Annotated in this window: 12 protein-coding genes; 9 read left to right on the top strand and 3 right to left on the bottom strand. The window is 39.1% G+C overall.

Annotation, left to right across the window (positions count from 1 at the left end; translation table 11 throughout):
- Positions 1-54: 54 nt before the first annotated feature.
- Together DVJ99_RS06495 and DVJ99_RS06490 are read right to left on the bottom strand one after the other, a co-directional pair.
- The gene (locus DVJ99_RS06495) at positions 55-1,002 is read right to left on the bottom strand and encodes an ornithine cyclodeaminase family protein (RefSeq protein WP_114603611.1); all 948 of its coding nucleotides are present in this window, start codon (positions 1,000-1,002) and stop codon (positions 55-57) included.
- A gap of 14 nt (positions 1,003-1,016) precedes the next feature.
- Positions 1,017-2,159 (bottom strand): nucleotidyltransferase, encoded by a 1,143-nt coding sequence (locus DVJ99_RS06490; protein WP_114603610.1) that lies wholly within the window; start codon positions 2,157-2,159, stop codon positions 1,017-1,019.
- A 127-nt stretch (positions 2,160-2,286) separates the two neighbouring features.
- On the opposite strand from DVJ99_RS06490, the gene DVJ99_RS06485 reads away from it, so the two are divergent.
- From DVJ99_RS06485 to pheT, 5 genes are all read left to right on the top strand, one after another.
- Positions 2,287-2,838 (top strand): YceD family protein, encoded by a 552-nt coding sequence (locus DVJ99_RS06485; RefSeq protein WP_105993839.1) that lies wholly within the window; start codon positions 2,287-2,289, stop codon positions 2,836-2,838.
- A gap of 91 nt (positions 2,839-2,929) precedes the next feature.
- Entirely contained in the window at positions 2,930-3,103 is a 174-nt protein-coding gene (rpmF, locus tag DVJ99_RS06480; RefSeq protein WP_002480558.1) for a 50S ribosomal protein L32, read from the top strand.
- A gap of 103 nt (positions 3,104-3,206) precedes the next feature.
- Entirely contained in the window at positions 3,207-3,953 is a 747-nt protein-coding gene (locus DVJ99_RS06475; protein WP_114603609.1) for a TrmH family RNA methyltransferase, read from the top strand.
- A 343-nt stretch (positions 3,954-4,296) separates the two neighbouring features.
- Positions 4,297-5,355: a phenylalanine--tRNA ligase subunit alpha gene (gene pheS / locus DVJ99_RS06470; protein WP_105993841.1), complete on the top strand. Its 1,059-nt coding sequence runs from the start codon at positions 4,297-4,299 to the stop codon at positions 5,353-5,355.
- A complete protein-coding gene (gene pheT, locus DVJ99_RS06465; RefSeq protein ID WP_114603608.1) occupies positions 5,355-7,760 on the top strand; it encodes a phenylalanine--tRNA ligase subunit beta in 2,406 nt (801 codons plus the stop codon). The genes pheS and pheT overlap by 1 nt, the downstream gene beginning before the upstream one ends.
- Before the next feature lie 71 nt (positions 7,761-7,831).
- On the opposite strand, the gene rnhC is transcribed toward pheT, so the two are convergent.
- The gene (gene rnhC / locus DVJ99_RS06460) at positions 7,832-8,773 is read right to left on the bottom strand and encodes a ribonuclease HIII (protein ID WP_114603607.1); all 942 of its coding nucleotides are present in this window, start codon (positions 8,771-8,773) and stop codon (positions 7,832-7,834) included.
- Positions 8,774-9,041: 268 nt separating this feature from the next.
- Here rnhC and zapA point away from each other — a divergent pair, with 268 nt between their 5' ends.
- From zapA to DVJ99_RS06440, 4 genes are all read left to right on the top strand, one after another.
- A complete protein-coding gene (gene zapA, locus DVJ99_RS06455) occupies positions 9,042-9,308 on the top strand; it encodes a cell division protein ZapA (RefSeq protein ID WP_105993844.1) in 267 nt (88 codons plus the stop codon).
- Between the two features lie 3 nt (positions 9,309-9,311).
- Positions 9,312-9,839: a CvpA family protein gene (locus DVJ99_RS06450; protein ID WP_240430818.1), complete on the top strand. Its 528-nt coding sequence runs from the start codon at positions 9,312-9,314 to the stop codon at positions 9,837-9,839.
- 114 nt (positions 9,840-9,953) lie between these two features.
- Positions 9,954-11,666 (top strand): DNA polymerase/3'-5' exonuclease PolX, encoded by a 1,713-nt coding sequence (polX, locus tag DVJ99_RS06445; RefSeq protein ID WP_162912149.1) that lies wholly within the window; start codon positions 9,954-9,956, stop codon positions 11,664-11,666.
- Between the two features lie 10 nt (positions 11,667-11,676).
- A complete protein-coding gene (locus DVJ99_RS06440; protein WP_114603604.1) occupies positions 11,677-14,025 on the top strand; it encodes an endonuclease MutS2 in 2,349 nt (782 codons plus the stop codon).
- Positions 14,026-14,128 lie beyond the last annotated feature (103 nt).

Raw genomic sequence — 14,128 nt, 5'->3', positions numbered from 1 at the left:
ACGTTCCAACTTCAAGCTTGTAAGTAACAAGGGAAGTTGAAACGTGTTTTTGTTTTATTTTAATTGATTGTAAGCGCCGATTGCGACAGCTAAATCAAAGTAAGCAGCGCCGACACATTTAAAAACAGTAATACCTTCATCTGTTTTGCGATACGATTGACCATTCAGCGAGAGGGTCTTTAATTCATCGCTGATTTGGTCGAATGTGAACGTACCATTCGCATCTGCATCGATTAATTCTCCAGATTCATCTTTGACACCTTCTAAATCATCTACGACAACACTTTCTGCTTGAGGGAAAATACGATTATCTAGTTCCTTCATCGCCGGCTGATAAGAACCGATACCGTTGATATGTGTACCAGGTTGAATATCATCAGCGTTGAACACAGGTGCTGTAGAAGGGGTTTGACAATTTAAAATATCTGCTTGTTTGACAAGGTCTGCCACATTTTCTTCTACTTTAACGGTTAAATCTGGATAGTCTTTAAGGATACGTGCTTTGAACGCCTCAGCTTTTTCAGTCGTACGATTGTACAATACAACAGTATCGATATCGCGGACGGCTATATTGCCGAGAAATTGTTCGTACGCCATACCGCCTGTGCCGATCATCCCTAATACATGTGCATCTTCTCTGCTCATGTATTTCGTTGCGATACCGCTTAATGCACCTGTACGCAGACGTGTTAAGTAACTGCCGTCGATGACTGCCGTATGTTCTCCTGTTTGGAGTTGAGTAATTACAATTTGTGCTTGTGTCGTCGGCAGATGATGTTGCGGATTCTCTGGTGTAATAGAAGTGATTTTAATAGTACCGAGCTGCTGCGCAGTATCCACACAAGGCATATACAACATGGACTTTGCGCCATCGCCTGTAGGGATGACAGTACGTTGTGCAGTTTGAATATCGTCTAAATGACGAAAGACATTTTCAATATCTTCAATTGCTTGTGCCATCGGATAATGCTGCTGAACGGTTATTTCTGAATAAACTTGCATAGATTTTGCCTCCTTTATTCTGACTGTACCCTAATTACCGGTGTATTGAAATCATCTTGGGTTTCGCCTGACATCCAATTATAAATCGTAGTTGCTTGTATCTCATGTTTGAAATAAGGGGCAGTCGATTGATTGACGTTTGTAATGTAATGTCTGTCTGGAAATTGCTGCTTGAGCGATTTCAAATAAGCTTGTCCTTTTTCGTTCATACCTAAGATACGGACCGCTGATACTTTGTCTTGTTTTTCTGCTTGTTTAAAGTTTAACAAGATGTTCATTAACATACGCTGGATACGGGTATAAGTATAGCGCTTGGTCTTAAGTTGAGACATCAACTGATCAAAGCTTTGTGAATGCAGAATTTGTGCTTTTAAACGATGTTCAAATCCTTCGCTGACTGTGTGAATGTGCTGCAGTTCTTCTGGCGAAGCACGTAAAATTGCATATTTGAGATAAGGGAAGCAATCTTCAACAGTAAGGTGCGGTTTGTTGTAAAGCTGTTTCACAGCTGCAGGAACAACCGATTCGAATAACCGGTCTTCGTTTTCAAGCGATTTGCGGATGGCTGTACCGCTGGCAAATTGCCTATGCGAAATAGTCGGATGATGGTGCTGCGATTGATGTCTTTTAATCGTATAAGGCGTCATATTCGGTGCAAAATTGTTTATAGCTTGTACATATGAGAGACTTAAGATATTATTAGGTGTCTGAAGCAAATGCGGTTCTCCTAATAATTCATTGATAATTCTAGGATAACTTTTGCCTTCTCGCTGCTTTGTTTGAAATTCAGGGTGTTCTTCGATATGGTTGAGTTGCAAGGCGATGTGCTCGAAATCTTTGATGCTGCCGGATTCGCTTCCAAAGACCAGGGCATCGCAATTCAGATAGTCTGCAACTTTCACACCCATTTCAGCAAAGTATTCACCTGCAGAAAGTGCCGCAAAAGCAGGTAATTCGACGACAAGGTCGCAAGAAGACAAGGCCATTTGCGTTCGCAGGAATTTATTATAAATTGCAGGTTGGCCCCGCATGACAAATTGTCCGCTCATAATTGCCACAGTGACATCTGCATTTGCGATTTGACGTGCTTGTTCAACGTGATAAGCATGCCCGTTATGGAAGGGATTATACTCTGTAATGAGTGCAGCGCATTTCATTTGCAATCCGTCCTTTCAGAATTCATTATTATTATTGTATCAAAAAGTCAGGATGTTAAGAAAAAATCTTGACAACTTAACGCTAGAAAGTTAAAATAAATTTTGTGCTTGTTAGAGGTGAAGCCATATGAAATGGTCAATAACGCAATTAAGAAAATATCAAGGTAAGCCTTTTGAATTTGATCAAACAGTAAATTTTAATCATTTAATTGATAAACTAGGACTTATAGATTTATCTGAAATCCGAGTTAAGGGTCAACTTGATGTCAAATCGAATGAAGTTGTCGCAGATATGCATCTCACAGGTGCTTACACTATGGAAGATGCACGTACATTAGAACCGGTCAAGGTTCCGATTGATATTGAGACAACAGAAATATTTGATTTAGAAGGTCATGAATACAGCGACGGCGAAGATGATGAGAATGAACATTATCACTTAGCTGTCAGCGGAATGATTGATTTACGTGATATCGCAGAAGAGCTTGTCATCATAGAAAAGCCTATCCGAGCAGTGGCAGACGACAGCAGTATCGACGATATGCTGCAAGGCGGTCACGGTTGGGATGTTATTGACGAAGACCAATTAGAAGAAAGTGAACAAGCAGAAGCAAACGATTCTAAGACAGTCGATCCAAGGCTTCAAAAATTACAACAATTTTATGATGAAAAGCAATAGAAGTTGGTGTACAATAGATAGTATTGTAATTAACAGCTTAATCACACAGTAACAAAGATTTTTGTGTTTGAATTTTAAGGAGGATTAAATCATGGCAGTACCAAAAAGAAGAACATCTAAAACTAGAAAAAATAAACGTCGTACTCACTTCAAATTATCAGTACCAGGTATGACTGAATGCCCTAACTGTGGTGAATACAAATTATCTCACCGCGTTTGTAAAAACTGTGGTTCTTACAATGGTGAAGAAGTCGTTTCAAAATAATCGATGATTAACGTGACCAATCGTACTTGCGGTTGGTCTTTTTTATTATTTTTTTACATATCCATGATAGAATAAGGAAAAATCGCAAATGAGGGAACCGATGATGGAACAAATCACTTCAGCACAAAATGCTAAAGTCAAACAAGCGAATAAGTTAAAAAAGAAAAAAGAACGTGACAAAACCGGATTATTGCTGGTTGAAGGTACACATTTGATTGAAGAAGCAGTGAAAAGCCGCCTAACTGTTAAACAGCTTTTTGTTGTAGAACCTGAGCGCTTTGACGCGGCACTGATTGATGCTGCAGAAGAAGCGTATCACATTAATTTCAAAGTGGCAGAAACATTATCTGGAACAGTAACACCGCAAGGTATCTTTGCGGTAATTGAAAAGCCGGATGTTGCTTCTAAAGTTTCAGAGGCCAAACAAGTATTGCTGCTGGACCGTATTCAAGATCCAGGCAACTTAGGAACATTAATCCGTACTGCAGATGCGGCAGCTTTAGATTTGATTGTCTTATCACCGGGTACTGCAGATGCCTATCAAGATAAAGTCTTGCGTTCGAGTCAAGGCAGTGTGTTCCACTTGCCGATTGTGACACAAGCATTGCCTGAGTTTATTGAAAGTTTTGAAGGACCGATATACGGTACAGCTTTAGAAGATGCGGTCAATTTTAATGAAGAAGCGGCTCAAGAGAAGTTTGCTTTGTTATTAGGCAATGAAGGACAAGGCGTAGATCCAGAGTTATTAGCACATACTACAAAACGTCTGACAATACCGATGTATGGCGATGCAGAAAGTTTAAATGTTGCGATTGCCGGAAGCATTTTGATCTATAAATTAAAAGGTTGACCCTTTAGTAAGGATTACTTATAATTAGATGTGATTCAATGTTTATTGTTATAGGATAACATGAACAGATAAATAAATACTTTGCCTATAAAAAGACGTAAGCTATCAAGCGATGACTGTATAGGGAGAATGAGCGTGACTGAAACTCATTCCAGAAATCCATAGCTTTTTTCACCTTTTTGGCAACTTAAAGAGATTTAAGTCGGTTAATAACCGTTATAAATTATAAAACAAGTGTATGCGTATGCATAAATTTGGGTGGTACCACGGAAGATTTCGTCCCATATCGTAAGAGAGGGATGAAGTCTTTTTTTATTGCCAACACAAAATAGGAGGGGCAGACATGGTTCAAACTGAAGAAATGAATCAGCTGAAATCTGAAGCTTTGGCAGATGTGTCAAAAGCAGAAGATGAAAAAGCGTTGCAAGATGTTAAAGTAAAGTACTTAGGTAAAAAAGGTTCTGTTTCAGGTTTAATGAAACAAATGAAAGATTTATCAAATGAAGAAAAGCCGAAATTCGGTCAAGCTGTGAATGAAGTGCGTCAAGCGATTGAACAAGCTATCGCAGACCGCAAACAAGTGCTTGAACAAGAGCGCTTGAATCAACAATTAAATGAAGAAACAATCGATGTGACATTACCGAGCCGCAAGGTTAAACAAGGTGCAGCACATCCATTGACACGCACAATTCAAGAAATCGAAGATTTATTCTTAGGTTTAGGCTTTGAAATTGTGAACGGTTATGAAGTAGAGAAAGATTACTACAACTTCGAGGCATTGAACTTGCCGAAATCACACCCGGCACGTGACATGCAAGATACATTCTATATCACTGAAGAAACATTAATGCGTACGCATACGTCTCCGGTACAAGCGCGTACATTAGAAAAACGCAACGGCCAAGGACCAGTTAAAATTATTTGTCCTGGTAAAGTGTACCGTCGAGATTCAGATGATGCGACACACAGTCACCAATTTACACAAATTGAGGGCTTAGTTGTTGCGGAAAATATTAAAATGAGCGACTTGAAAGGGACACTAGAGCTTGTAGCGAAAAAATTATTCGGTGATGCACGCGAAATTCGTTTGCGTCCAAGTTACTTCCCATTCACAGAACCATCTGTAGAAGTAGACGTGTCATGTTTCAAATGCGGCGGCAAAGGCTGCAACGTATGTAAAGGTTCAGGCTGGATTGAAATCTTAGGTGCAGGTATGGTGCATCCGAACGTATTAGAAATGGCTGGATTTGATTCATCTAAATATACTGGATTTGCCTTTGGTATGGGTCCAGACCGTATCGCAATGTTGAAATACGGCATTGAAGATATTCGTTATTTCTACACAAATGATGTTCGATTCTTAGATCAATTTAAAGCTGTTGAAGATAGAGGTGAAGCATAATGTTTGTATCAAAAGAGTGGTTAGAGTCATTAGTCGCTGTCAACGAACCGATTCAACCTTTAGCTGAACGTATTACACGTACAGGCATTGAAGTTGATGACATTATTGATTATACGGCTGAAATCAAAAAGTTAGTAGTAGGTTATGTAGAAAGCAAAACACAACATCCGAATGCGGATAAATTAAACATCTGTAAAGTAGATATCGGTGAAGATGAACCGGTACAAATCGTCTGCGGCGCACCGAATGTCGATGCAGGACAATATGTAATTGTAGCGACTGTAGGCGGTCGTTTGCCTGGTGGTATTAAAATCAAACGTGCCAAACTACGCGGCGAAGTTTCAGAAGGTATGATTTGTTCATTACAAGAAATCGGAGTATCAGGCAACGTTGTGCCAAAAGCGTTTGAAGAGGGTATTTTCAATTTCCCAAGCGAAGTAAAACCAGGTACAAATGCATTAGAAGCATTGTATCTAGATGATCAAGTGATGGAATTTGATTTAACACCTAACCGTGCCGATGCATTAAGTATGGTAGGTGCGGCTTATGAAACATCAGCCCTTTACGGTGCACCATTAACATTGCCAGAAACACAACCTGATACGAAAGATGCTTCTGCGTCTGATGAATTATCAGTTTCTGTTGAAAATGGAGACAAAGTCCCTTATTACAGTGCGCGTGTGGTTAAAAATGTAACGATTGGACCTTCTCCGATGTGGATGCAAGCACGTTTAATGAAAGCGGGTATCCGTCCGCTTAACAACGTCGTAGATATTTCAAACTACGTATTACTTGAATATGGTCAACCGCTCCACATGTTCGACCAAGACCAAATCGGTTCAGATGAAATTGTTGTACGCCAAGCACAAGAAGGCGAAACAATGACAACATTAGACGATACTGAACGTAAATTACTTGCTTCAGATATCGTGATTACTAACGGCAAAGCACCGATTGCACTCGGCGGTGTTATGGGCGGCGACTTCTCTGAGGTTTCAGATCAAACACAAAATGTTGTGGTTGAAGGCGCAATCTTCGATCCAGTAAGTATCCGTCATACATCACGTCGTTTAAACTTGCGCAGTGAATCATCAAGCCGTTTTGAAAAAGGCATTGCGACAGAATTTGTGGATCAAGCTGTTGATCGTGCATGTTACTTACTAGAACACTATGCAAACGGTGAAGTATTAGCTGATCGTGTTGCACAAGGCGACTTAGGCGAATTCATTACACCAATTCAAATTTCAGTTGATAAAATCAATCAAACTATCGGTTCTGAAATGACACTTGAAGATATTGTGAAATGTTTTGAACAATTAGGCTTCAAAACTGAAAACGATAACGGCAATTTAACAGTTTATGTACCATCACGCCGTAAAGATATTAAAATCAAAGAAGATTTAATCGAAGAAGTAGCACGTATTTACGGTTATGATGAAATTCCTTCTTCATTGCCTGTCTTTGAAGATGTGACAAGCGGACATTTAACAGACAGACAAGCGAAAACACGTATTGTGAAACGTGCGATTGAAGGGGCAGGCTTAAGCGAAGCCATTACTTACTCTTTAATCTCTAAAGCGCGTGCGAAAGAATTCTCAGTCAGCGATCGTCCTAATATCGAATTACTGATGCCGATGAGTGAAGCACATGCGGTATTACGTCAAAGTTTATTGCCGCACTTGATTGATGCGACAGCTTACAACGTGGCACGTAAAAATCATGATGTCTTCTTATACGAAATCGGTCGTGTCTTCTTCGGCAACGGCAAAGGAGAATTGCCGGATGAAGTAGAATACCTCAGCGGTATTATGACTGGCGAATACAGCGGCAACCAATGGCAAGGTAAAAAAGAAATCACTGATTTCTATCTTGCGAAAGGTATTTTAGATGCTGTAGCGGAAAAATTAGATATCGGATTCGGATATCAAGCGGCTCAAATCGACGGCTTGCATCCAGGTCGTACAGCACAAGTATTGCTCAATGATGAAGTAATTGGTTTCATCGGGGAACTTCACCCGCAGCTTGCTGAAGACAATGACTTGAAACAACGTACGTATGTCTTTGAATTGAACTACGACAAAATCATGGATGTTTCTGTCGGCTATATCAACTATCAACCGATTCCGAAATATCCAGGTGTGACAAGAGATATTGCATTAGAAGTCGATACAACAGTATCAGCTGCAGAATTGCTTTCAACAATCAAAGCAAACGGCGGCACTATCTTTAAAGATGCACATGTCTTTGATGTTTATGAAGGCGAACATATGGAAGAAGGCAAAAAATCAGTTGCTATCCGTATCGCTTACTTGGATAAAGACAATACTTTAACAGACGAACAAGTGACTGCAGTACACAATCAAATTGTGGACGCATTAACTGCACAAGGTGCAACAATTCGTTAAGATTCAGTCAAAAAAATTACCCTTTCCTCACAATTGTGCGGGGAAAGGGTATTTTTATTGGATAAATGACATTAATGCTTTTTGTTATAGAGATTTAAAGCTTTATCTCGGTTCTTAAAGTGTGCTTTTGACATACTGTCTAATTTTTGAATGCCGTATTTGTCAATAATACGTGCCGCAAATAAATCTACTTTATTGCTGGCACCTTTAGGCACAGTTTGATGTACATCTCTGCTCATTTGATCCATATATTTAACGAATGCATAGCGGGAGATAATACTCGCTGCAGCAATGGCTAATGATTTGGATTCGCCTTTTGTTTCAAAACAAGTTTTGTCAGGATAAGGCATTGGAGAGAGTGCATAGTTTTGATAGACACCGCGTACTGCGAATTGGTCAATGACTATGTAATCCAAAGGTTCGCCTTGCTGTGCAATTCGATCCGCAACATTTTGAATGGCTTGGTTATGCAATACAGCTTTCATTTTGACTTGCGACCAGCCTTTTTGCTGCTGCTGATTGTATTTGTCATTGTTCATAGTCAGTAATGAGTGCGGTATAAAAGTCACAAGCTGTTCCGCAAGTTCGACGATTTTCGCATCGGTTAATTTTTTAGAGTCGTCTACACCTAAGGTTTTTAAAATCTCAGCGTTCTTTTTCGAAACATATGCTGCACACACTGTGAGCGGTCCAAAGTAATCGCCGCTGCCGGCTTCATCACTGCCGATACAATTGGATTGATTAAACGGAAAAGTTTTTGATGTATCCGCTGATTTTGTTTTTTTAGTTTTAGATGGGGCAGGAGAAGCAGAAGTGCCGAGCAGCTGCTGTGCGACTTGTTCTGCTTGATTGCCTTGGAACATGACTTTCTTAGAATTATAGATATTAATAGTTGTCCCTTTATATTTGGTTCTGGCACGCATGCCAGCGGGTAGATTAGAAGTATCAGCTTGAATTTTTGAAAGTAAGTGCTGAATTTCTTTTTCTGTTAGTTTAAAAACGGCGTTGGCCATATGATTGCTCCTTATTTAATAGAATCTATTCACAGTTTACTACAGATTGTCTGTGAAACAAATTTTAGTATATTACATTAGTTTTACAATATATTGCAAAAAAGAGTACAGTACTTACATAATAAATAGCACTCGTGTATAATGGTTCGTGATGAATAAATAGGATTGATTTCAACCAAAAAGAGAAGTTGAATGGCGGTCAGAGAAGCAAAAACTGACCGATCTGTGTGTAGACATGCGCAAAATTAGCAAGATAGGAGTTATCAAATTGGGCGAATTTAAAAATAGAATCAATGTTTCAATCAATAATAAGAACTATACGATAGTCGGCGAAGATAATCCTGAGCATATTCGATATGTCGCTCATCTTGTAGATGAAAAAATTCAGGAATTAGGACGCAAAAGTGCCGGATTAGATACGACACGAAAAGCAGTACTGACTGCAGTCAATATTATGCATGAAAAGGTGTTGTTAGAAGAAGAGAATCGTCGTTTGACACAAGAGTTGAACCGTTTGAAAAACAATGAACAGTAGGTTATGCCTATGCTATTAAATGTGCTGATATTTATTACTTTTTTCATGATTGCCGCAATGGGTTTTCGCAGAGGATTCTGGTGGAGTCTGGTTCATTTTTTATGTACAGCAGCTTCGTTTATAACAGCTGCAACATTGTATGCGCCAGTCGCAAAACGTTTAGAATTGTTTCTGCCGTTTCCTAAGACACAAGCTGCACAGACACATTATTTTATAGAATATCATAATATTCATTTGCGCTTTGAGAGTATTGTCGCGTTTATTTTGATATTCTTGATGAGCAAGTTTATTTTATATCTCATCGTCACCGCATTTGATAAAATAACGTATATACAACCCTTATCTATCATGAATCGAAGTTTTGGGGTCATCATCAGCTTTTTGAGTTCGGTGATGATTGTTCTGCTCGTATTATACTTATGCAGTTTATACCCAAGTGTTTTGATTCAGCAGCAATTTGCACAATCTGTAATTGCACAATTGATACTCTTTCAAACCCCATATCTGTCGTCTTTTGTGATGACATTATAATTCAATGTTTAATTACTAAACCAAGAGGAGGCTTAAACATTCGTCCATCAGTACCGATATTCGAATGACAGAAAGTCCCTCTTTTTAATTGGAGTGAATCAAATGAGTCAACATATAACAAAGAAGGATGTCGTGCGCTTATTAGAGAAAATCGCAACGTACATGGAGTTAAAAGGCGAAAATGCCTTTAAAGTATCAGCTTACCGCAAAGCTGCACAAAGTTTAGAGACAGATGAAAGGACATTAGATGAAATCGAAGATGTGACAGAGCTGAAAAACATCGGCAAAGGTGTCGGCGAGGTCATCAATGAATATATCAGTACGAGCGAATCACAAACACTGCAAGCATTAGAAGAAGAAGTGCCTGCAGGATTAGTGCCGCTGCTTAAAATACAAGGTCTCGGCAGCAAGAAAATTCATAAGCTGTATAAGGAACTGGGTATTACCAACAAAGAGGAATTAGCACGTGCATGTGAAAATAAAGAAGTCAGTGCTTTAAGCGGCTTCGGCAAGAAGACTGAAGAGAATATTCTGGCAGGTGTACAAGCGTTGAGTGCCAGAAAAGAACGTTATCCAATCAACTTGCTGATTAAGCTGAATGATGAAATAGAGGCATATTTATCGACAATCGATGCATTGGAGCAGTATCATGTGGCAGGCAGTTTCCGTCGTGTGAAAGAAATGAGCAAAGACTTAGATTATATTATGAGTACAACAGAACCAGAGAAAGTTCAGCAAGCCTTATTGAACGTACCGCATAAAGTCAAAGATGTAGCTGTCGGATTGACTAAAGTCTCTGTTGAAGTGGAGTTTGAAGATGAAATCATAGAAATTGATTTTAGAATTATAGAACCAAAAGCATACTATCATACGCTGCAGCACTTTACAGGTTCAAAAGATCATAATATCCGTATCCGCCAACTTGCGAAAGAACGCGGTGAGAAAGTCAGCGAATACGGCATTGAACAACCAGACGGTTCATTGCTGCAGCTGGATAGCGAAGCAGCGATTTACGAACATTTCAACAGTCCTTATATTGCACCGCCGATGCGTGTCGACGGCAGTGAATTCGATAGAGATTTATCTCAAATAGTAACGCTGGATGATATCAAAGGCGATGTGCATATGCATACAACGATGAGTGATGGTGCGTTCAGTTTAAGAGAAATGGTAGAAGCGAACATCAAAAAAGGGTATGAATATATGGTGATTACCGATCATTCCCGCAGCTTGCGTGTCGCGCACGGCTTAGAGATTGAACGTTTACTGCGTCAAAATGAAGACATTAAAGCTATCAATGAAGAATATGATGAAATCGATATCTATTCAGGAACAGAAATGGATATTTTAGCAGACGGAACAATGGATTATCCGGATGATATATTGGCACAATTAGATTATGTCATTGCATCGATTCATCAAAGCTTTAATCAAACAGAAGAAGAGATTATGTATCGCTTAGAACAAGCGTGCCGCAATCCTTATGTACGTCATATTGCACATCCGACTGGACGTATTATCGGCAGACGCGACGGTTATAAAGTCAATATGGACCGTTTGTTCGAACTTGCGAAAGAGACAGATACAATTTTAGAAATAAATGCCAATCCATTACGTTTGGATTTAAGTGCAGAAGTGCTGCGTCATCAAAAAGATATTATGGTGACTATTAATACAGATGCACACCATATCGATAACTTAGAATTAATGCAATACGGTGTCGCAACTGCACAAAAAGCATTTATCGATAAATCACGTGTTTTAAATACGATATCGAGAGACGAATTTAAACATTTTGTGGAAAATAATAAAAAGCTAAAGAAATAGAGGGATGTCCGTGAGACAGAAGACATTAGATGTGCTTGATTTCGATAAAATCAAAGCATTTGTGGAAAAAGAGGCAGTGAGTGATTTAGGGCGAGAAAAATGTGCGTCTATGTCGCCTGCATCTGATTATAAAACGGTAGTGCATCAAATGGATGAAACCGATGAAATATCTCAAATCTATAATAAACACCGTTTACCGAGTTTAAGCGGTTTGTCTAAAGTATCGCCGCTGATTCATCGTGCGAAAATCGGAAGTATTTTAAATGTACGAGAGCTGAATCAAATCAAACGTTTGATTCAAGTGCAAAACCAATATAAGACGTTCTACAACCAATTAATCGAAGAAGAGGAAACAATCAACTATCCGATTCTAGATGAAAATATGGCACAATTGCCCGTGCTTTCTGATTTATATCAAGAAATTCATCAAAAATGCGATGCATATGATTTATTCGATGATGCGAGCTATGAACTCCAAAGTATCAGAAGCCGTATTCATAGTACCTCTCAGCGCATTAAGCAGAATTTAGATAGAGTCGTGAAGAGTCAATCGAATCAAAAGAAACTTTCTGATTCGATTATTACAGTCAGAAATGATCGCCATGTTATCCCAGTTAAAGCTGAATATCGTCAAGATTTTAACGGGATTGTGCACGACCAGTCATCTTCAGGACAAACATTGTATATCGAACCTTCTGCGGTTGTGGAAATGAATAATAAAATCAGTCGTTTGCGTAATGAAGAAAAAGCTGAAGTAGAACGTATCTTAACAGCTTTAACAGCAGAAGTTGCTGTAGAAGCGGATGCATGTTTGGTTTCTGAGTCAGTAATGGGACAAATCGATTTCTTAACTGCGAAAGCAAGATACGGCAGTTCGATTAAAGGAACGAAACCTGAATTCACTGAAAAACGCAGTGTGTATCTGCCTAAAGCGTTCCACCCGTTATTAGACCGCAAGACTGTTGTCGCAAATACGATTGAATTTGTGGATGGTATTCAAACGGTAATTATCACCGGACCGAATACAGGCGGTAAAACTGTAACGCTGAAAACATTAGGATTGATTATTGTAATGGCACAATCTGGTTTATTAATCCCGGCATTAGATGGCAGTAAACTAGGTGTCTTCGACAATGTTTATTGTGATATCGGTGATGAACAATCCATTGAGCAATCCTTATCAACATTCTCATCTCATATGAAGAATATCGTAGAGATTTTAAAACATGCGGATCATAACAGTGTGATTCTCTTTGACGAATTAGGTGCAGGAACTGACCCGAGCGAAGGGGCAGCACTTGCGATGAGTATTTTAGACAATGTGCAAAAACGCGGTGCGCTAGTAATGGCGACTACACACTATCCTGAACTTAAAGCTTACAGCTATAATCGAGATGGTGTTATGAATGCCAGTGTAGAATTCGATGTTAATACGTTAAGCCCTACGTATAAATTGCTCATGGGTGTACCAGGGCGTTCGAATGCCTTTGAGATTTCCAGCAAATTAGGTTTGAACGGCAAAATTATTCAAGAAGCGAAATCTATGATTGGTCAAGACGAGCAAGAAATCAATAGTATGATTGCGTCATTAGAGAAGAATACGAAACGTGTAGACAATCAGCGTATCGAACTTGAACAGTTATTGCGTGAAGCACAAGATTTACATCGTCAATTGAGTCAAAAATACGAGCAGTATCAAAACTTCGAACAAAAATTAATGGATGAAGCGAAAACAAAAGCTAATCAACGTGTGAAAGCTGCGACTAAAGAAGCAGAAGATATTATTAAAGACTTGCGCCAATTAAGAGATGAAAAGAATGCGGATGTCAAAGAACACGAATTGATTGAGAAACGCAAACATTTAGATGAGCAATATGAAGCGACTGATATTAAACAAAATGTGAAAAAACAAAAATGGGACGAAATCAAAGCCGGCGATGAAGTGAAAGTATTGACGTACGGACAAAAAGGTGAAGTTCTGGAATTGCTGGATGATGAAGAAGCCGTCGTGCAAATGGGTATCATTAAAATGAAATTGCCGATTGCGGATTTAGAAAAGAAAAAGAAAACACAAGAAAAACCAGCCAAAACGGTTTCACGTTCCAACCGTTCTCCAGTCAAAATGGAATTAGATTTACGCGGTTACCGTTATGAAGAAGCCGTGTCAGCATTGGATCAGTATTTAGATCAAGCGATGCTGAGCAATTATGAGAATGTTTATATTATTCATGGTAAGGGAACAGGTGCATTGCAGAAAGCAGTGCAGCAGCATTTGAAACGCCATAAAAATGTGGCGGAATACAGAGTAGGTACACCAAGCGAAGGCGGATTCGGTGTTACCGTAGCAACTTTAAAATAAAATAGAAAAATAAAAAGTATAGGCAATAAAGCATTTTATCAGTGAGCAAAGCCGATGCAATTTCAAATGCTATCTGATATACTTTGTTCATCATTAAAATCCA

The sequence above is a fragment of the Staphylococcus sp. EZ-P03 genome (genome assembly GCF_003344575.1).
Classification (GTDB): domain Bacteria; phylum Bacillota; class Bacilli; order Staphylococcales; family Staphylococcaceae; genus Staphylococcus; species Staphylococcus simulans_B.
Note: the sequence above shows the minus strand (reverse complement) of the source record. Positions and strands in the feature narration are given on the sequence as shown.